Source organism: Vibrio sp. RE88 (assembly GCF_013113835.1).
Classification (GTDB): Bacteria; Pseudomonadota; Gammaproteobacteria; order Enterobacterales; family Vibrionaceae; genus Vibrio.
Genome location: NZ_VTYQ01000004.1, coordinates 163,701 through 181,725 on the forward strand (window position 1 = coordinate 163,701; position 18,025 = coordinate 181,725).

At 44.7% G+C, this 18,025-nt stretch carries 21 protein-coding genes; 4 read left to right on the forward strand and 17 right to left on the reverse strand.

Annotated features, from left to right (window positions below):
• Window positions 1-265 precede the first annotated feature (265 nt).
• Window positions 266-1,795 carry a DUF3612 domain-containing protein gene (locus F0265_RS10810; protein ID WP_038158333.1) on the reverse strand — a complete coding sequence of 510 codons (1,530 nt, stop codon included), beginning with the start codon at window positions 1,793-1,795 and terminating at the stop codon, window positions 266-268.
• A gap of 161 nt (window positions 1,796-1,956) precedes the next feature.
• On the opposite strand from F0265_RS10810, the gene F0265_RS10815 reads away from it, so the two are divergent.
• Together F0265_RS10815 and F0265_RS10820 are read left to right on the forward strand one after the other, a co-directional pair.
• The gene (locus tag F0265_RS10815; protein WP_171748887.1) at window positions 1,957-2,532 is read left to right on the forward strand and encodes a hypothetical protein; all 576 of its coding nucleotides are present in this window, start codon (window positions 1,957-1,959) and stop codon (window positions 2,530-2,532) included.
• Between the two features lie 393 nt (window positions 2,533-2,925).
• Window positions 2,926-4,749 carry a M4 family metallopeptidase gene (locus F0265_RS10820; RefSeq protein ID WP_171748888.1) on the forward strand — a complete coding sequence of 608 codons (1,824 nt, stop codon included), beginning with the start codon at window positions 2,926-2,928 and terminating at the stop codon, window positions 4,747-4,749.
• 53 nt (window positions 4,750-4,802) lie between these two features.
• Here F0265_RS10820 and F0265_RS24625 read toward each other — a convergent pair whose 3' ends face one another.
• From F0265_RS24625 to F0265_RS10835, 4 genes are all read right to left on the reverse strand, one after another.
• Window positions 4,803-5,477 (reverse strand): hypothetical protein, encoded by a 675-nt coding sequence (locus F0265_RS24625; protein ID WP_253809422.1) that lies wholly within the window; start codon window positions 5,475-5,477, stop codon window positions 4,803-4,805.
• 33 nt (window positions 5,478-5,510) lie between these two features.
• A complete protein-coding gene (locus F0265_RS24630) occupies window positions 5,511-6,113 on the reverse strand; it encodes a hypothetical protein (protein ID WP_253809424.1) in 603 nt (200 codons plus the stop codon).
• 110 nt (window positions 6,114-6,223) lie between these two features.
• Window positions 6,224-6,775: a hypothetical protein gene (locus F0265_RS10830; protein ID WP_038158325.1), complete on the reverse strand. Its 552-nt coding sequence runs from the start codon at window positions 6,773-6,775 to the stop codon at window positions 6,224-6,226.
• A gap of 426 nt (window positions 6,776-7,201) precedes the next feature.
• Window positions 7,202-7,972: a transporter substrate-binding domain-containing protein gene (locus tag F0265_RS10835; RefSeq protein WP_171748889.1), complete on the reverse strand. Its 771-nt coding sequence runs from the start codon at window positions 7,970-7,972 to the stop codon at window positions 7,202-7,204.
• A 130-nt stretch (window positions 7,973-8,102) separates the two neighbouring features.
• On the opposite strand from F0265_RS10835, the gene F0265_RS10840 reads away from it, so the two are divergent.
• Entirely contained in the window at window positions 8,103-8,858 is a 756-nt protein-coding gene (locus F0265_RS10840; RefSeq protein WP_171748890.1) for a transporter substrate-binding domain-containing protein, read from the forward strand.
• A 98-nt stretch (window positions 8,859-8,956) separates the two neighbouring features.
• Here the strand turns inward: F0265_RS10840 and F0265_RS10845 are convergent, their stop codons facing one another.
• The 12 genes from F0265_RS10845 to F0265_RS10900 form a co-directional block, all read right to left on the reverse strand.
• Window positions 8,957-10,033 (reverse strand): nickel/cobalt transporter, encoded by a 1,077-nt coding sequence (locus F0265_RS10845; RefSeq protein WP_253809448.1) that lies wholly within the window; start codon window positions 10,031-10,033, stop codon window positions 8,957-8,959.
• Between the two features lie 21 nt (window positions 10,034-10,054).
• A complete protein-coding gene (locus F0265_RS10850) occupies window positions 10,055-10,663 on the reverse strand; it encodes a DUF1007 family protein (RefSeq protein ID WP_253809450.1) in 609 nt (202 codons plus the stop codon).
• 425 nt (window positions 10,664-11,088) lie between these two features.
• The gene (locus F0265_RS10855) at window positions 11,089-11,340 is read right to left on the reverse strand and encodes a DUF2999 family protein (protein ID WP_006960580.1); all 252 of its coding nucleotides are present in this window, start codon (window positions 11,338-11,340) and stop codon (window positions 11,089-11,091) included.
• A gap of 72 nt (window positions 11,341-11,412) precedes the next feature.
• Entirely contained in the window at window positions 11,413-11,667 is a 255-nt protein-coding gene (locus F0265_RS10860) for a Rho-binding antiterminator (protein ID WP_021455364.1), read from the reverse strand.
• 2 nt (window positions 11,668-11,669) lie between these two features.
• Window positions 11,670-11,984 (reverse strand): cupin domain-containing protein, encoded by a 315-nt coding sequence (locus tag F0265_RS10865; RefSeq protein ID WP_171748892.1) that lies wholly within the window; start codon window positions 11,982-11,984, stop codon window positions 11,670-11,672.
• A 4-nt stretch (window positions 11,985-11,988) separates the two neighbouring features.
• A complete protein-coding gene (locus tag F0265_RS10870) occupies window positions 11,989-12,285 on the reverse strand; it encodes a Dabb family protein (RefSeq protein ID WP_171748893.1) in 297 nt (98 codons plus the stop codon).
• A complete protein-coding gene (locus F0265_RS10875) occupies window positions 12,282-12,803 on the reverse strand; it encodes an O-acetyl-ADP-ribose deacetylase (RefSeq protein WP_171748894.1) in 522 nt (173 codons plus the stop codon). The genes F0265_RS10870 and F0265_RS10875 overlap by 4 nt, the downstream gene beginning before the upstream one ends.
• Before the next feature lie 5 nt (window positions 12,804-12,808).
• The gene (locus tag F0265_RS10880) at window positions 12,809-13,786 is read right to left on the reverse strand and encodes an NAD(P)-dependent oxidoreductase (RefSeq protein ID WP_171748895.1); all 978 of its coding nucleotides are present in this window, start codon (window positions 13,784-13,786) and stop codon (window positions 12,809-12,811) included.
• 68 nt (window positions 13,787-13,854) lie between these two features.
• The gene (locus tag F0265_RS10885; protein WP_171748896.1) at window positions 13,855-14,262 is read right to left on the reverse strand and encodes a VOC family protein; all 408 of its coding nucleotides are present in this window, start codon (window positions 14,260-14,262) and stop codon (window positions 13,855-13,857) included.
• Window positions 14,263-14,280: 18 nt separating this feature from the next.
• Entirely contained in the window at window positions 14,281-14,877 is a 597-nt protein-coding gene (locus tag F0265_RS10890; protein WP_171748897.1) for a LysE/ArgO family amino acid transporter, read from the reverse strand.
• Between the two features lie 8 nt (window positions 14,878-14,885).
• The gene (locus F0265_RS10895) at window positions 14,886-15,434 is read right to left on the reverse strand and encodes a DUF924 family protein (RefSeq protein WP_171748898.1); all 549 of its coding nucleotides are present in this window, start codon (window positions 15,432-15,434) and stop codon (window positions 14,886-14,888) included.
• A 97-nt stretch (window positions 15,435-15,531) separates the two neighbouring features.
• Complete coding sequence (locus F0265_RS10900) at window positions 15,532-16,989, reverse strand: PLP-dependent aminotransferase family protein (protein WP_171748899.1); 1,458 nt, start codon at window positions 16,987-16,989, stop codon at window positions 15,532-15,534.
• 86 nt (window positions 16,990-17,075) lie between these two features.
• On the opposite strand from F0265_RS10900, the gene F0265_RS10905 reads away from it, so the two are divergent.
• Window positions 17,076-17,987, forward strand: coding sequence for a DMT family transporter (locus F0265_RS10905; protein WP_171748900.1), 912 nt, complete (start codon window positions 17,076-17,078; stop codon window positions 17,985-17,987).
• Window positions 17,988-18,025 lie beyond the last annotated feature (38 nt).

Sequence of the window (18,025 nt, forward strand, 5' to 3'; positions counted from 1 at the left end):
GAAGTTTGCATTTTGCAACTGAATGCAATTTAGAAATGGATTATGCGTATGGTTTTCATGCATCTGATGCAGAAGTGAACAAAAACAATGGTTTTTATTGATAATTAAAGTTGGCACGCTTCATGCTTTAGTAGTAATGACCCTTATTAAGCCGAGGGTCACCTAGCCAACTGACGTTGTTAGTGAACCTTATTTTTGTTCACATTCATATATAGCCAATCACGATTATTGTGATTGGCTTTTTTTCTTTTTAGGCCCTTACAACTCACATCAGTACATTTTCCTGACATCCGTTATAGCAGCTTGGTTTTCGAGGGCACACGGCGCCTCTGGAGCAGATCACCCTTGCGTCGGTCTGAATACCTCGCTCAATCCAGTTAATATTGAGAATCTTGGCAATCGTGGTGAACTCTCTTTGGATATGACGAGGAATTGAAGCACTGCCTCCGTTATCAACACACAATGACTTCAGCTCTTCGGCGATACTGCGTGAGTCACCACCTTGGGCATCGATCGCTGGGTTCAAATCGATGCCTGCGCAGAGAACCCGATTGTTGCCCGCAGGGTCCGTCATGTTGACTGATTCACAACAGTAGATTCTTGGCTCGTCACCAACATTGAGAATTGAGATTTGCGCTGAGCTGCCGTTTTGAGGCTCAGAAAGTCTTCTGAATACCGCCCAGTGCTGACAAGGGTCGTTAACCTTGCGCATGTTTCCCCAAGGAAGCGGGATGCCATTACCACGATAAACCGCTTTCAGCTTGTTCTGGCCATAGGCATCAAAATAATGCCAGTGTGGATAAGGTGATACCACCGTCATTCGGCGCATTGCTACAGAAGGGGAGACCCCTGCTTTGAGGTGCACATCAATCTCATAGCCGCTACGGTCGAGCAACTGGCGGAAAGGCACCTTAGGACATAACAGAGCACCAGCAAAAAAGCTCGATTCAAAATCACGCCATGCTTGTAAAATATCCTGAGAGTTCAGGTCTGAGGTTGGTGCGGCTTGGTTGTGTTCTTCCCAGCTATTGGCGTGACCAACAGACAAGACGCTCTTTAATCCCTCTTTACTATGCAGAACACAATGGCCGATGTAGACCGCCAAATCGTACTTCAGGCGAGTCGGGTATTGTTTCAGAATCTCGTTTAAATAGATAAAACCAGGCGGTTCAAAGAAAGAGGTGACGACCTGCTTTGCGCTAACTCCAAGTTCATCGACAATATCTTGTGGTGGACGCGACACCCAGCGGATGGTTAGCCCCATACTACGAGCAATATCCATCAGATCTTCAGCAGACAAATTAAGGCGTTTTAATCCGACTTCTTCTGCAGCTCGTTCTAGATCAGGAAAGTGGTTTTGGTTGCTCTCCTGATGGGCACGGATCAATAAGTGAGCAAACTGGCGCCCGGTAATACCGGTTTGAGAGAGCATTTCTGGAATAGCAATTTGTAAAATCTCATTAGAGAAGAGGAAGCTTGGCTCAAGTGCCATTCCACTAATGCCACCTCTATTACCTTTATCAGGTGTGATGTCGGCCTGTTCAGGTTCATCATCCAGAAACCAGGTCGGATCTTTTTGGAAGACTTCAGCGATGACCTCCAACATATCAATACTAGGGACACGCTTCCCACGCTCAATCATTGATAGATAGGAGACAGAAGGGGCGTATTCCGGGTTAACCCGTATACAGCGAGCCGACAGATCTTCCATGGTTAAATGGTTGCGTTTACGTAGGTTTCGAATCTTGGTCCCTAAAAAGTGGGACTGACGAATTAGACTTTTTGACAGCATCATTTTGTAAAATTCACATTGTAAAATTTTTGTTGTGAAATTGTAGTCAAAATTTCACTAGTATACAAAGTAAGCAAAGTCACAAATCTGCAATCAGTTAAACGCAAGTTTGAAATATTTGCTCTAGGACAGAAAAGTTGTGAAATATCCGCGAGGGAAACACTATGAATATGCTTACTTTCGATAAAACAGAAATCCAAAAACAAGACAAGCCATTTATCGCTGAAGCAGTCTTCGCGGTAGAAAAGATGAATTCAAATCAAGCCACCGAGAAGCAAGTAAAAGCAAAACAATTGCTAGATCGTCTATTTCCACTTGAGAGTGGATCACACAAAGACGTTACCGCATATGTTATCGACTATCGCCATGTAATGGCTTATTTCAAAGATGGTAGTCACAGCGGTTTGAAGCACTCTAAACACTTTGTTGCTTACACGGGCGAGAAAGAAGATCCTGAATCTATCTTGTTTAGAGATGGCACAGGAAGCCATGTTGAACTGACATTCGGCAATCATAAAGGCACAGGCTGTGTAGAGTTGGTTGAAATTGATGACATCCAACTAGAGACCTGCACTATGTTCCCTCAGGAAAGCAGTGAAATTTCTGCGATGCGCCATTGGATCAGCTTGGTGAAAGGGGATGAGAAAGGCAAACCACGTGCATGTACTGAAGCAAAAGAGTACACGGCGAAAAATGGTGACGACTATGACCTTGAGTGCTGCTACACACTAAGTCGCTAATCTAACTACAATTGATTCTGTCATTAAAAGCTCCACATTGTGTGGGGCTTTTATTATATCTGATGTTCTGTAAATTAATGAAATAAAAAGAAAAAATGTGACTGAATATCACGTGTCACTAATGATAGAAATGTGTCCGTTTTTAGTGGCATAAAATTATCATTTGTCGCTATCTGATTGTTTTGTTGATCACTTCTTGATCAAATTTTCTCGCATTCAAAATTTAATGAGTAATTCGTGTAGTTTTTTGTTTCCACTGTAAGAATTATAATTTCGTATGTAACTTGCTTGATTGTGCAGCTATCGCTCATGTTATTGGTGCGATTTATCGCAGAGACACTTCCTATTGAGTCGTTGGGGAGAAGGATTTTATACCAATAACAGGAAAGTAAAATGAAACAACGTCAAATGCTTTGGCTGATTGCTGCTGGATTAGGAGTTAGCCTACCAGTTACAGCCGCAGAGATGGTTAAAGTTGAAAACGATGCATTACTACAACAAGCACTAAAAGCTCAGTCAAACAGCGTAGTTCCGTTGGAAACCGGCTTCGCTGAAGTGAAACGAGTCGTTTTACCTAATGGTAAAGTCAAAGTTCGTTATCAACAGACACACATGGGCCTACCGGTGTTTAACACCTCTGTAGTCGCCACTCAGACCAAAAGCAGCCAGAATGAAGTATACGGTGTCATGGCACAGGGAATCAGTGGTGACTTGGCAACAGTTGCTCCCACTCTGGATGAGAAACAAGCGATCGCAGCAGCGAAAAATGCATTTAAGAAGCACTCCCTTGGGGCTTCTGATGCTCCGTTCGAAAACTCCCAATCAAAGTTGATGGTGTGGCTTGATGACTCTCAAACTGCAAAAGTCGTTTACATGGTAGACTTTTTTGTTGCGGCAAAGGTACCAAGACGCCCATTCTACTTGGTTGATGCTACAACAGGTGAAGTGCTGAAACATTGGGAAGGCATAAACCACGCTCAAGCGACAGGTACAGGCCCTGGTGGTAACCAAAAGACAGGTCAATACAACTTCGGTACGGACTATCCGGGATTTATCGTCGATAAATCAGGCACAACCTGTACGATGAACAACTCAGCGGTGAAAACCGTGGATTTGAATGGTGGTACTTCAGGTAGCACAGCATTCAGCTATCCGTGTAATGACGATACCAATTTCAACGACCACAAGTATGTGAATGGCGCTTATTCGCCTCTGAACGATGCACATTACTTTGGTAAAGTTGTTTTTGATATGTACCAAGACTGGATGAATACTTCACCGTTAACCTTCCAGCTAACCATGCGTGTTCACTACGGCAACAACTATGAAAACGCGTTCTGGAACGGTTCATCAATGACATTTGGTGATGGTCAGAACACATTCTATCCATTGGTTGACATTAACGTGAGTGCGCACGAAGTGAGCCACGGTTTTACCGAGCAAAACTCAGGGTTGGTGTATTCCAACATGTCAGGTGGTATGAACGAAGCCTTCTCTGATATTGCGGGTGAAGCAGCGGAATTCTACATGAAAGGTTCTGTTGACTGGGTTGTTGGTGCTGACATCTTTAAGTCTGAAGGTGGCCTACGTTACTTCGATCTTCCATCAAAAGATGGCCGCTCTATCGACCATGCTTCTCAATACTACGATGGCCTGAACGTTCACTACTCAAGTGGTGTGTACAACCGTGCCTTCTACTTGCTGGCTAACAAAGCGGGTTGGGATGTACGTAAAGGTTTTGAAATCTTTACGTTGGCGAACCAACTTTACTGGACGGCAAACAGCACGTTTGGCGCAGGTGCTTGTGGCGTAGCAAAAGCAGCAGCTGATATGGGTTACAACGTATCGGATGTTGAAGATGCATTCACTACAGTAGGTGTAAACGCGTCTTGTGGTACAACGCCTCCACCAACCGGCGATGTACTGGTAAAAGGTACGCCAGTGACTGACCTAGCGGGTGCACGCTCTTCCGAAACTTTCTACACGTTCACTGTTGATTCAGCGTCTAGCGTTGCAGTTTCTATCTCCGGCGGCACTGGAGATGCGGATCTGTACGTAAAAGCGGGTAGCAAACCAACTACTAGCAGCTACGACTGCCGCCCTTACCGTTACGGTAACACTGAACAGTGCAGCCTATCAGCAACACCAGGTACAACTTATCACGTGATGCTAAGAGGTTACTCTAGCTACTCTGGCGTGACACTAAGATTAGACTAATAAAAAAACACAACATCGTAAGTGAAAGGGCTCCATCTGGAGCCCTTTGTTTTTTAGACATCCAATGGTGGCATACCATGTAAGGATGCAAGCTGCGATAGCGAGAGGTTGCTTTTCGCCAGTGAACTGCGAGACGCTACTGTCGGTTTCACCGCGGCAGGTTTCACTGCGAATTCGTGTCCATCTAATAGGCCTTTACCGTTCTTGAGTTCATTAAGTCGGGCGTTAATGACGCCATCGGTGCTGGAGAAATCAATCTTGTAACTACCGACGTACTCTTGAACGTATTTAGTAGAGAGGGATTTAAGTTTATCGATGTAAACCACGGCTTTATCATATTCGCCCTGAGATACGGCATCTAACTTAGGCGTTAACAATTGCGCAAACTTCATGGGATGCCCGACAAAGCCACTGCCCATCACGAGCGCAGCCACGATAGGGGTGGTCACCACCGCACTTTGGAACCACTCAGAAAACATCTTATGATCACTGACTAAGCTGCCGTTAGCAGTGCGGTTATGCCATTCTTTCTTTGCACGTTTTAGCACTTTGTCGAGTAAGCTTCGTTGGACAAAGAAGTCTACAAGTTTAATAACACGTTCTAGAATACTGACGATAAGGCTAATGATAGAACCAATGCCAGCGGCGGTTGCTCCTGCTATTCCAGCGACGCTTAGTGCAACACTCTTGAGCCCCCCCAGCACACCCATCGCAGAATGACGAGCCAACGCTTTGGAAATGATACTCGGATGCCCTCCTAGCTATTCAACACCACGGCCTTTGTAAATTTGCGTGATAAGATCTTTAGATTTTAAAATGGATTTTTTAACGGCAGAGTATAAGCTCGACGCATTTCTGAAGTGACTCCAAACCGGAATTAGAGTCGCTAAATTACCTGCGTATTTACTTGTGAGCCAAGAGCCCACCTCAGCCAACCATTCTAGTCCATGCGCTAAATCACCATAAACATCCCGAACTTTGTTAAGCAAGGTACGAAAGAAATCAGAAAGTAAATCTTTTATGCCGTCTTTCATCGCAGTCGTTACTTCCGCGACTTTTGAAGCTGCTTTAGAAATAGTTTTCGCGGCTTTGCTGTTCTTCAGTTTGGTTGCGGCTTCTGTATTGCTGAGCAAGCCCATAGCAGCGGTTTTGAAGTCGCTAAACGGCTCAGTCCCAACAACAAACGCACTGAAAAAGTGTGCGTTCGAAATTTTTGCAACCTTAGTGATTTTCGTACTCGCAAGCATATACATTGCACCCATTCGAGCATCGGCCATCTGAGCGACCTGTACCCCCCGTGCTGTATCAGAAGTATTGCCAAAGATTTTGTCTTTGATGAGACGCTTAAGTAGTTTGACTTGCATGGAAGCCTCCATTCAAAAATGTAGAGCGTACTAGGGGACTCAGTTATCAATACTGGGATAACAAAGAGGGAGTTCGCGTTACGTACTTTAATCGTACGAATATAGGATGATCAGAGAACGATCATCCCTTCATATGCGGGGTTTTTTGTCAGCACTTTAGTGACGCTGTTGTAGTGCCCGAATATCATTTCAGGATGGATACTATTGGCGACATTGATTTCGCATTGGTAGGCATCCACTTGATACATATCGTCCAGTTTGCGCTTGGCACTATAGTTGACATCCAAAGCCATTGGGTGGTTAGACAAGTCGATAATGTAAATGTCTTCAGCTCTCCACTCTTCCGCGAAGGTGTAGTTGTAGGTCGTTGATATACCGACACTTCCTGTGTGTCCCCGAGCTTTTCTTCCCGTAAATGTATCCCATTCAATAGCAACATCTCGCTGACGAAAACCTTGATTAAAGAAATACTCCATACCATTCTGAGCGAATCCAGAGTCTGCTCTGTAGACAATCCCTTTGTACAAACAACAGCCTGCCATCTGACTTTTGCATTCGAGTCTTCGAGCAAAATATTTGGTCGTTAAATTTTCCACCACATGTGACTCGACCATAAGTTTGTTTCGGTCTTCGTATTTTTTTCGTTTGAAGAATAGTGGCATGCGATACCTCATACAGTAAATCTAGAGAACATACATAGTTTAAAGCGATGCTTCTTACCAAAAGCCGTATGACTTGAATTTGGCTGCTAAACCTAAAATTGAACATGCGGGTTTGGCTAAAAAGTAACCCACGTAATTTTTCCTGACAAGCCTGTACGTGCGTAAGTAATTTCTTACAAGTAAGCAATGTTGGGCTCAGATAATTAGAAACTCATGGTTTGATAAGCGGCTTTTGTCAATCAAAAGAGTAAGATATAAATATGTCGTTGCTTGAATAATCACGTTGCTATCTCATACCACTTTATGGTTTCACTCTTTTATTTTTTGGTCAGACCAGGAGCGGGTTTGGAGACATGCGATAAGCGAATGGTACACAAGCTTTGTCAGTGCAGTGGCTATCATCTGCGAGTAGGCATGACGCTATATTTACTGATATTTATCAAAGAGCTCAAAATAGCGTTTTGATGTTGTGAAGGCTTCTATTCTTGCCCATAACGCTTGAGCCAGATCAGGATGAGCAGAATAAAAGTCCTTTGAAAAAGCGAGATAGGAATATTGATCACTGAGCGGGAGCTTTTCTTTGATAATGCCAGTAATCGAACTATTGTCGTTAATTATCTTATCAGTAATGGATTCCAGCCCTACCCACCCATTAATTCTTCCTTTGCTCAACAGTTCTAACCCTTTGTAAGCACTTGTCGCTTCCTTAACTGCAATGCCCTGTTTTTCAAGCTTAGCGATGATAGAGTAATTTGTTGTTGCTCCTATCTTACCGTCGGCTTGATAGAGCTTGCCGCCTTTGCTGTATATGGTTGCGCCTTTTGGCTTATATAAGAAATAACGTTGTCTTTTTAGATACTTAAGTTTATCAACGTAACCATCTTTCATAGGGTATTCTAAAAACTCTGTTCGTGCGGTACTAAAGCTGGCATGGAAGATGGCATCGACTCTGTTGTGCTTTGCCATTTTTAAAATTCGGCTCCAGGGGGCTCTTTTAAAAACGATATCCACCCCTATTTCACGAGAGACTAATCGCAACGTTTCAACCGTTACGCCTGGTGACTTAGCGTTAACGCTGCCAGCGGCTCCGACTATATAAGGCGGAAATTCTAGGTCTGAATATCCGATGACGATCTGTTTGCCATAACATTGGGTGGTTATGAAGAGTAGAGCGATGATGTAAGGAAGTGCCCTCATAAAAACACCATAAATTATGCGTAAAACGCGAATTGCCAAGAATGCTGTCGTCAGCGCACATTCAGGATATTGTTCTTACGAACACCATCAATTACAGCTATGATTTTAGTACTAAAGTGAAGCGATGATTATGAAAAAGATACAAATTCTATTAGTGGTCATACTTTTTATTTCGGTGACTGCTAACGCTGATGATGGCGCCATACGTTATGTCACAGAAGAGTACCCACCTTACAACTACTCTGATAACGGTAAGCTTAAAGGGATGTCCGTGGATGTGCTTGAAGCTATGTATGCAATAGCGGGAACGGACCTTGATACCTCCCAAATCAAGATATTACCTTGGCAACGTGCGTATAAAACAGCGCAAAAGAAACCCAATTTTGCGCTGTTTTCCACGACTCGAACCATTGGTAGAGAAAATGATTTTCACTGGGTCGGGCCTATCGTCGCAACAAGTATTGTAATCCTGACGTCGTCAAATGATATAGAAGTGAATTATTTAGCCGACTTATACTCGTACAAAATTGGTGTGGTAAGGAAAGATATTGGAGAGGAAAGTTTACTTGAAATGGGTTTTCCTAAAGAAAGCTTATATGTAAGTGATGATGCGCGAAAATTAATTGAAAAGTTAAGTACCGGAGAGCTTAACTTTATTGCTTATGAGGAGAATGTCGCCCGCTGGTGGATTACACAAGCAGGCTATGAGCAGAAAGCGTTTAAATCGGTTTATAAACTTGCGGATGGCCAGCTGTATTTTTCATTCAATAGAAAAATTCAGTTAAGTAAAATTGAAACACTACAATCTGCTTTGATGGCGTTGAAAGCGAAAGGTAGTGGGAACACGCAAAGCCAGTACCAACAGATATATAACAAGTACTTTTAAACGTCGCCTAAGGATTACTGAATTTAATAATCTTAAGTTGGTAATTCCACACAATGATCACAGCCGCAGATACCAATCGCTCCTGTCCGTTTGACGTTTTAGATGGAGAAAATAGGGGACATTCCATAATTTTCTCCGGCCATGAATAGAAGGCCAATAGTTATCAGTAGCAAGCCACCAATAAGTTGGACATAAGCACCAGCAAGGTTCCATCCTTCATTCTTACTGCTGTTATTGACCAGATAGCGTTTCACCACATGTTTACCAGTCAATGTCATAATAGCAATCAAAGATGTAGTAAGAGCAGTGCCTACAGCCATGAGTATGGCACTGACGACACCCATCCAATATAGCCCTGCAACATTGGCAAAAAGCAGCACCATAATGGCACCAGTACAAGGTCGTATGCCAATCGTAGTAATAATTGCTAGATATTCTCGCCAAGTGGACGCCCGATTGATGGCATCGGCTTCAGCTACATGGTTATGACCACAACCGCACGTATCGCTATGCTGGTGTATTGGCGGAGTGATGTTGCTTACAGGGCTTCTCCCAATCGGTGACAGCTCTCCTGAGGAAGTGACGACGAGCGGTGTTACTGAATTCACTCGAATTTTTGGTTTGCGTATCGACTTATAAATGTTTTTCAGGGCTTTGTACATGATCAACCCACCGAATAAGGCGACCAGACCGAAGCTGAATGTGACGAAAAGCGAAGCTTGCTGGTTGACTACCCGCATCGACGCATTAAACCCCCAGACTAAGACTGTTACCAAGGTTATAGCGACCAGAGCTTGAAGCATGGCGGAAACCACAGTGATCACTAAGCTTGCTTTTACTTTAGTTGGGTGAGTAGCCAAGTATGTGGTTACAATCACTTTTCCATGTCCGGGACCAAGCGAATGAAGCATGCCATACAAGAAGCTAAAGCCAATCAGATAGCTACCTGCTATGAGTGTGTTTTCTTTTGCATCATAGAGTAAGTCTGCAAGCTGACTATTGACCTCTCTTTGCCAGTGCGCCGTTTTTACGACCAGTGTAGGCCATGCGAGCCAGAGCTGGTAAAGGCTTAAGGCGAGTATTACTGTGACTGTAAGGGCGACCAGCCAAGCTTGGTAAGGGCGTGAAGGAGTGCTTTCTTGACGCGCAGGAGCATTAATCGTCAGCGGTTTCATATTTGTACTCATGATTCATGTTTAGACTGAAGGGATGCTCGCACAGTGGATTTTGACGGTCTGGGTAAACAGTTGACCTAATGCATTATCTGGGTCTGCATCCGCTGGTAATGACATGGCATAGCTCATCTGCTCAGGAGTAGGGTTGGGTTCAATCACTTCTAAATCACATTGTCGTTCCAGTTCTGGAGACAAAACCACGTCATTGGATGATTTCCAAGCCATATCGACATAGTAACTGGGTTCGAAAATAAGTAAGCGTAGAGAGTCTCGTGTCACGGGTTGTGGTTTTGAAAGAGGCAGTTCGAAGCTCAGTACGAGTTTGGCTCTATCACGGGTTAGAGAGCCATTCTGAGCGACTTTGTATTTGATAGGCGTTTCACCATCGTAGAAATAGGTAAAGTAGTGTTCATACAACATATTCTCTAGCACAGAGGTGGAGACCTCTTGCAAAGATGACTGCTCATTTTTAGCGCTCATGTCTTTTCCATCTAGCATGTAGGCGGATGTCATCGCATCAAATGTCCATTCCATCTTCAAACTGGTGATCATTCCGTTTTTGCCTTGAATATAGGTCTTCAAATCGATCCAAGAGTGAGGGTGAGCCTGCACTGAGGGTGCAATAATCATTGCGATAAAAAGCCAGCTCTTATTGCCCCAACTTTCTTGAATACGACCACGGTAAGCGGAGGAGAAGTTATTTCCAGCATCAGAGATTTGTTTTATAAGGCGTATACATGGCTTGAGGAAGCCGTCGAGTTTGTTCATTTGTACTGCAAGAATGATGGTTTTGTTATGTTATAACATATGATTGTTGGTGAGAGAAAAAGTTCAATATTAGAAATTTGTAGAGCGTGACAATCGAGAGGTAAATACACTCAAATTGGATTAAGAGTTGAGTGATTCATCTGGGAGAGTAGATGGATTTTTCAGTCGATGAGATTCGATGTCATTATTGAGTAGTGTTGCCAGAAACCAATCTGATTATCAAAGTCCTCCTGATATCAAAAAGCCGCCAATCAAAAGATAGGCGGCTTCTCCAAACAGATTTTTGCTTATTGCTGAAGCTTCGATTTTGCTTCTTCGACTTTAGAGAAGTCTAAACCAAGCTCTTCAACTGCTTCTTTGATTAGCGCTGGATTTTGCATTACTTGGCCCATAAGAAGTTGTAGCTTCTCTTGTGGCAGACCAAGTTGGCTGATGGTTGCCATGGCTGCTAGAGGGTTCTGTGTCAACGTCTGAAATAGTTCGTTGATTTGCTCGTCGCTGATGTTGTTCTCTTTCAACGTCTCTAGAATTGGGTTCATCAAATTACCTTTTGACCACTAAATGAAATAGGCGCTCAGTCTAACATCAAGCTAATGAAGGTTGTACTAGCACTAACTCACCTGAGTGAATTTTATGTCTTTGAAATGTGGGTTTTCTATCAAGGCTGTCATAGAAACCAAGGTTTCGGTCGGTAGCTGTATTTCACCCGTTGCTGTCGCGATCACAATGGATTCCCTTCGATGGGCATCGTAGTTGGTTGTTATCGCTTTACCTTCAACAATCTGGCCCGACTCCGTCACCAACCGAACAGGGATATGATAGAGGCAGGCTATTTCGATGTAATCGTATTGGTTACAGGAGATCATGCTCAGTCCTTATAAAAAATGGCCAGCCAGATCGTTTCTTCATCTGGCGTGGTGTAGCTCACTCTATGCTTAGTATGGGCCGGTATTTTGATATGGTCACCAGCCCTTAGCTCAACTTCCTTACCGCCAGGGTACTGGAGGCGAGCGTAGCCTGTTAGCACCACGACCCATTCATGTTCGTCTTGGTCATACCAAAAATCTGGCTCGGAGTTTTGCCCCTTTGAGACGATGCGCTCAAGGCGAAAAGATTGACCGGACAGGAGGTCTTCAAACACTTCTTCTGATAGATCGTCAGGGATGGATTGTAAAAGGTTCATCGCGTTACACCGTATAATCAAACACCACAATGTCTTCAAGGATTGGTCTGAAGATCTCTTTCAAAGCATCATGCTCTGGGTGGGGCAAGTAACGGTCTCGACCTGCTTCGTCAGGAAACGTCATCATCACGCAGTGGGTGTAGTGTTTGTTTTTCCCTTCTGGGCTGTCATTGAGCCCCCATTCTACGCTATCGACACCTTCAACCTTGGCTGGCATGGATAGAAACGAAGCCTTCAGCTCATCAATCTGCTGTGATGAAGCATTCGGTTTAAATTGAATAAGTAGAATATGTCTGATCATGATTGTTCCTGAATGAGTGTGTTCTGAACGTGTTGCCAGATGGTCATCATTTCTTCACCAAAAAGGTAAAACTGAATATCCAGCTGAGCAAATTGGCTCTCTGTGCATACCGTTAGCGCAATCTCGGCGGCTTCCTGTAATGGATAACCATAAACGCCGCAAGAAATTGCTGGGAAGGCAATGCTTAGGCACTGATGAGCAAGTGCCAGCTTAAGCGATTCACGATAGGCAGATTGCAATATTTGTTCAGGATTAGCAACTTGGTGATAAATCGGGCCGACAGTATGAATAACATATTTCGCGCTTAGTTTACCTGCGATGGTGATTCTTGCTTGGCCTGATGGACAACGTACACCATCAACGGCTTCTATCTGCTGGCAGGCTTTCAGGAGCTCTGAGCCTGCCGCTCTATGGATTGCACCATCGACGCCTCCGCCACCCAACATCTTCGGGTTAGCCGCATTGACGATAGCATCTACTTGAGCTTGTGTAATATCTCCGTTGATGAGCGTGATCATGACCGTTACTCCAGAATATAGGCGTTGGCGATGTTGCTATAGTCACCTTTAGCGAAGGAGAGGATGTTGTCAAAGGCGTGTTGAAAATAGAGCTCATAACTGCCTTGCTCGACGTAGCCTAAGTGGGGTGTTGCCACCACATTGGGTAAACTCAGTAGAGGCTCATTGTCTTGCGTTGCTGGTTCGTACTCAAAAACATCCACCGCGGCTTGTTTGGTTGGAGCCGTAGCTAGTGTCTGATAGAGCGCATTTGGCTCAATGAGTTCAGCCCGACTGATGTTAACCAGCAACGAATCCGACTTCATTGCGTCTAAATCTTTCTGAGTGACAATGTGTCGTGTTGCATCGTTAAGTCTCAGGTGCAGTGAAATCACATCGCATTGTTCAAAAAAGGTTTCTCGACTGCTTGCGGCTTGGTAACCCATCTCCACGGCATTTTGTCTGGAGGATTCACTGCCCCAGATCATCACCTGCATTCCGAACACTTCAGCGTATTTAGCAATGCGTTGTCCGATTTTACCAAAGCCCCAAATGCCAAGGGTTTGTCCATTTAGTGTTCGCCCTAATTTAGGCTGTCCAGATTGTTGCCAGTGCCCTTGCTTGAACTGCTCGAGGTAAGCAGGAATATGGCGACTGGCTGCCATAATTAATGCCCAACACAACTCAGACGGAGCAATAGGGGAACCAATGCCTTCGGCAACGGCCACTTGATGCTGATCGCAATCCGTTAGGTTAAGGTGATTGCTGATTTTTCCGGTCTGGCTGATGAGTTTTAGGTTTGGCAGGTTTTTAAGTAGATTCGGTGTGATGATGGTGCGCTCTCGAATCAGCACTAGTACTTCAAACGGTTGTAGCTGTTCGATCAGTTGACTCTCGTTTGAGGGGATGTCGGAAAAAACAGTGACCTCATGGTCATTCAGCTTTTTATAACACTCTAAGTGACGAACTTGATCTTGATAGTCATCCAATATTGCAATACGCACAGCACAGTCCTTTTAACCAATGAGGTGCATATATTAAAAGAGATGATAGAAGAAATGTAGCGATAGTGTTAAGTCAATATTTGCGCTTTGAGCTCGACCACATTTCCTTCTGGATCATGAACATATATTGAGCGACCAAAGCCTTGAGCACCGTAGCGTTCTGCAAAGGGGTGATAGGTGAGGCCCCATTGGTCGAGATAGTTAAGCAGATTGTTTTCTTCTAGTGGCGCGATTTGAAGGCAGAAGTGATCGACATTGCGACCATTCTGGCTGGGCGCTTTACCACCCAGTTTACCCAGCTCACTATCGACGCAAACTAAGTCAATGATGGCGCTGCCTGCGCGAAGTTGTGTTAAGCCAAGTTCTGGAAGCTCACGTTCGATGGGGCAGTGGAGAATATCTCGATAGAAGTGAAGCATACCTTTGAGATTACTCGTGCGTAGAACGATATGATCTAACCCTGTCACTTCAATCATGTTGGTGACTCCCTAAAATCAGAATACTAAGTTATACGCTAGCACAAGCATGATGATTCCGATGATCGCTTCGAGTATTTTCCATGACCGAGCATGGCGGAAAGCGGGAATCAGGCGTTTAGCGCCATATCCAAGGCTGAAAAAGAATACAAATGAGGCACTGACGGCTCCAAGAGCAAACTGCAATTTATTCGGCTCGTATTGGGTAGAAATGGAGCCAAGCAATACGACGGTATCCAGATAGACGTGCGGATTTAGCCAAGTAAAAGCTAGGCACATCAATGCCGTTTTTAAAGCACTTTGTGTTGAATCGCCCGCAGGGTTGAGGGCGTGATTTGTCGTATAAGCAGAGTACAAGCTGCGCAGACCGTACCAGAGTAAAAACAGGCCACCGCCATAACGGGCGACCAGTTCAATCAAAGGAAATTTCGCAACGATTAAGCCAAACCCTGCAACACCAGCAGAAATCAGGATGGCGTCTGAAAGCGAGCAAATCAAACAGACCAAAAACACGTGGTGCTGTTTGATTCCTTGCTTAAGGACAAACGCATTTTGCGCCCCAATGGCCAAGATTAATGAAAGGCCGAGCGTAAAACCTGCGAGAAACGTACTCATTATCGAAGCTAGAAGCTAGAGCCTGGCTGAGTTAGCAATTCAATTTCTTCTGCAGTACTTTCTCTTCCTAGTATCTCGTTTCGATGCGGATAGCGACCAAACCTATCGATGATGACCTTATGTTTGATCTCGAATTCATAGTTGTTTTCCATGCCCGGTGCTTTGAATAACTCAACGGCACGTTCATGAATCAACAAAGATTCACTGTGCATAAACGGCATGTAGAGAAAAGACTGCTGTGTCGGCGAAAGCTCGGCATCTTTACCTAATGCGATGGCCTCTTGTGCCAGCGCCAATGCCAGTGGGTCCTGAGCAAAAGCTTTGGGCGTATTACGATAGACATTACGTGAAAACTGGTCGAGCACAATGACTTCCGCCAGTCGACCAAGAGCGTTGGTACGCCAGCTGTAAAGCTCAGATTGCGCCGCACGTTGCAATAGGTCACCAAAACGTTGTGTGATCGTATTGTCTAGCTGTTCGCTACTTACAAACCAGTCTTTAGGTTCTAACTCTTCAAACCAAAATGACAGTACTTCTTGTGCAGTGATGGGAGTCATGGTGATGTCATCCTTGTATGTGATGGGTTTTCCGTCGAGTTTAATATACGAGAGTGACGGAAAAATTTAAACGTTTAATCAGTGAGTTATATTAAGGTCAACAGACCCTAGTTACGTGTTGTCTAGATTCGATAACCTGTCGGTGAATCAGTTTGGCCAACAGTTCGATGCCTTGATGCCATTCCGGAGTATCTTCAAAGTTAGCGGTACTCAAACGGATGCAGTGGCGAAATTGCTCCGCGGTTGCAAATACAGTTCCCGGTAGGATGCTGATCTTATGCCTATTACATTCCTTATAGAGGGCGAAGCTGTCCACTGTCTCGGGCAAGGTAAGCCAAACCAGAAAAGACCCTTGTGGTTGAGATAAGTGGTAACTGTTACGGAGCGCAGTATAGCGGTTTAACGCGGTTGTAAGCAGTAGGCTGAAACGGCGGTTGTTTTGCTGATAGGTACGTTGCATCTTATTGATATGCTGTCGGTATTTTCCTGTTGATAGAAATTCGCCTACGGCGGATTGAATCAGGTTCAAGCTGCCCATATTGTCACAAATCAGATACTTCTCGATCTCTGAACGATATTTTCCAGAAAGAATCCAACCGATTCGCAATCTGGAGTCGAGCATCTTTGATAATGAATTTACGTAGATAACCCGATCTTGGTTATCGAGTGTTTTCAGTGGTAATACGCCACGATCAAATGCCAGTGCACCAAAAACGTCGTCTTCGATAATTGGAATATCTTTAGAAACGTTGAGTAGTTCAATGCGCCGTTCTTCAGGTATTCGTGACCCCGTCGGGTTAGTGAAATTGGGCGTTATGAGAATCACGGCAATAGGCCATTCCTGAATCGCATTTTCGAGCGCTTTAGGGTCCATACCATTGCGGGTGCAACTCGGAATCTCGACCACTTTTAGCCCAAGTGATTCCATCAAAAGCAAATTACCAAAGTAGCAGGGGGATTCCACGGCGACGATGTCTCCGGGTGTGGTTAGAGCGCGAAGTGCAAGACTGATTGCCTGTTGAGCTCCGTGAGTGATAGCTAGATCATTCGGATTGGCTTTGACACCAAGATCACGGCTGATTTTTGTCAGCTGTTTGATGAGCCTGTCATTGCCCGGAGGCAGTTGATAATGACTCGGCATGTGACTTTGCATTCTGCTATGACGACCAATTTCCGCATACAGCGACTTGATGGCTGGAGTCTTAATGTTTGGGTGAGCAGAGCCGGTCGGTAGCAACTCTTTCTCCTCCGGGTAGCTGAGGATCTCTTTCGACACAGACAGTAAATCGACGGACTGAGGTGGCTGCTGCTGCAATTCCCTTGGTTGGGTAGCTTTAACGCGATAGCCTGATTTGGGTACCGCGTAAATGAGCTCTTCCGCTTCCATCTCTTGATAGGCGCGAATGACGGTATTTTTGCTGACGTTCAGGTCGGCAACCAGCTGGCGGATCGATGGCAGTTTGTCTTCAGGTTGATAAATACCATTGTGAATCGCCTGACGAATGTAGTGCTCTACTTGAACAAACTTATTGTCGGCTAATGAATCTGTACCCATTAAAAATACTCAATCTGTGTCTTTTTGATTTATCTGTCCCTTATTAAAGTAGCGCTAATTGGAGAGAAAAAGCCAGAGGAAATGACATGTTGGTGAGGTTAATCCCATTTATATTTGTGGTGCTTTGGGCATCGGGTTTTGTTGGGGCTAGGTTGGGCCTACAATATTCGGAGCCAGCGACATTACTCACTATTCGCATGTTGGCTAATGTGGGGTTCTTTTTATTGCTGATTGCTTTACTGCGTCGCGCCATACCCCAAGGTAAGCTGTTTTGGCATAGCTGCGTGGTCGGGGTTTTGATTCATGGCTTCTACCTAGGTGGCACCTATATTGCGATTGATCTAGGAATGCCGGCGGGGCTGAGCTCTCTTCTGGTCGGCATTCAGCCGATATTAACTGCTATCTTATTAGTCGCCTTCAGCCGCGAACAATTCAAAGTGTCGCAATGGTTAGGATTAGCTCTGGGGTTTGTCGGTATCAGCTTAGTCTTGATTGGTAAAACTCAATGGCAGGAGGAAACTCATAAGTTTGCCGCCATCGCGCTGTGTGTGCTGTCGCTGATTGGGATCACTTTGGGTACCTTGTACCAAAAACGCTTTTGCCAAGGGGCTGATATGGTAGGCAGTGCTATGGTCCAGTATCTGGCAGCAGCTTGTTTATTCCTGCCTTATGCAATGCGTTTTGAGACAATGGAAGTCAACTGGACAACAGAGTTCATTCTTACGCTTACTTGGCTTGTTGTTGTGTTGTCTTGCGTTGCGATTCTGCTTTTGCTGTATATGGTGGAAAATGGCGCATCGTCGAAAGTGGCTTCAGTTTTTTATCTTGTGCCTCCAACCACGGCAATCCAAGCATGGCTCGTGTTTGGTGAGTCTTTCGATGGCCTAGGGATGCTAGGGTTTGTGCTGGCAGCGGCCGCAGTCTACTTGGTGGTTAAGGCTCCAAGCCGACCGTTCATGAGGAAACGCGGTTCTAAGCTAGTAACCACTAATTCTTAATGGGTATTGGCATTGTCTGTAGGCGCATTATACTTCCT

Excerpts from the sequence above, each read along its gene's own strand:
- F0265_RS10810 (WP_038158333.1), bottom strand. The coding sequence starts at position 1,795 with ATGATGCTGTCAAAAAGTCTAATTCGTCAGTCCCACTTTTTAGGGACC.
- F0265_RS10815 (WP_171748887.1), top strand. The coding sequence starts at position 1,957 with ATGAATATGCTTACTTTCGATAAAACAGAAATCCAAAAACAAGACAAG.
- F0265_RS10820 (WP_171748888.1), top strand. The coding sequence starts at position 2,926 with ATGAAACAACGTCAAATGCTTTGGCTGATTGCTGCTGGATTAGGAGTT.
- F0265_RS24630 (WP_253809424.1), bottom strand. The coding sequence starts at position 6,113 with ATGCAAGTCAAACTACTTAAGCGTCTCATCAAAGACAAAATCTTTGGC.
- F0265_RS10830 (WP_038158325.1), bottom strand. The coding sequence starts at position 6,775 with ATGCCACTATTCTTCAAACGAAAAAAATACGAAGACCGAAACAAACTT.
- F0265_RS10835 (WP_171748889.1), bottom strand. The coding sequence starts at position 7,972 with ATGAGGGCACTTCCTTACATCATCGCTCTACTCTTCATAACCACCCAA.
- F0265_RS10840 (WP_171748890.1), top strand. The coding sequence starts at position 8,103 with ATGAAAAAGATACAAATTCTATTAGTGGTCATACTTTTTATTTCGGTG.
- F0265_RS10845 (WP_253809448.1), bottom strand. The coding sequence starts at position 10,033 with ATGAAACCGCTGACGATTAATGCTCCTGCGCGTCAAGAAAGCACTCCT.
- F0265_RS10850 (WP_253809450.1), bottom strand. The coding sequence starts at position 10,663 with ATGATTATTGCACCCTCAGTGCAGGCTCACCCTCACTCTTGGATCGAT.
- F0265_RS10855 (WP_006960580.1), bottom strand. The coding sequence starts at position 11,340 with ATGAACCCAATTCTAGAGACGTTGAAAGAGAACAACATCAGCGACGAG.
- F0265_RS10860 (WP_021455364.1), bottom strand. The coding sequence starts at position 11,667 with ATGATCTCCTGTAACCAATACGATTACATCGAAATAGCCTGCCTCTAT.
- F0265_RS10865 (WP_171748892.1), bottom strand. The coding sequence starts at position 11,984 with ATGAACCTTTTACAATCCATCCCTGACGATCTATCAGAAGAAGTGTTT.
- F0265_RS10870 (WP_171748893.1), bottom strand. The coding sequence starts at position 12,285 with ATGATCAGACATATTCTACTTATTCAATTTAAACCGAATGCTTCATCA.
- F0265_RS10875 (WP_171748894.1), bottom strand. The coding sequence starts at position 12,803 with ATGATCACGCTCATCAACGGAGATATTACACAAGCTCAAGTAGATGCT.
- F0265_RS10885 (WP_171748896.1), bottom strand. The coding sequence starts at position 14,262 with ATGATTGAAGTGACAGGGTTAGATCATATCGTTCTACGCACGAGTAAT.
- F0265_RS10890 (WP_171748897.1), bottom strand. The coding sequence starts at position 14,877 with ATGAGTACGTTTCTCGCAGGTTTTACGCTCGGCCTTTCATTAATCTTG.
- F0265_RS10895 (WP_171748898.1), bottom strand. The coding sequence starts at position 15,434 with ATGACTCCCATCACTGCACAAGAAGTACTGTCATTTTGGTTTGAAGAG.
- F0265_RS10900 (WP_171748899.1), bottom strand. The coding sequence starts at position 16,989 with ATGGGTACAGATTCATTAGCCGACAATAAGTTTGTTCAAGTAGAGCAC.
- F0265_RS10905 (WP_171748900.1), top strand. The coding sequence starts at position 17,076 with ATGTTGGTGAGGTTAATCCCATTTATATTTGTGGTGCTTTGGGCATCG.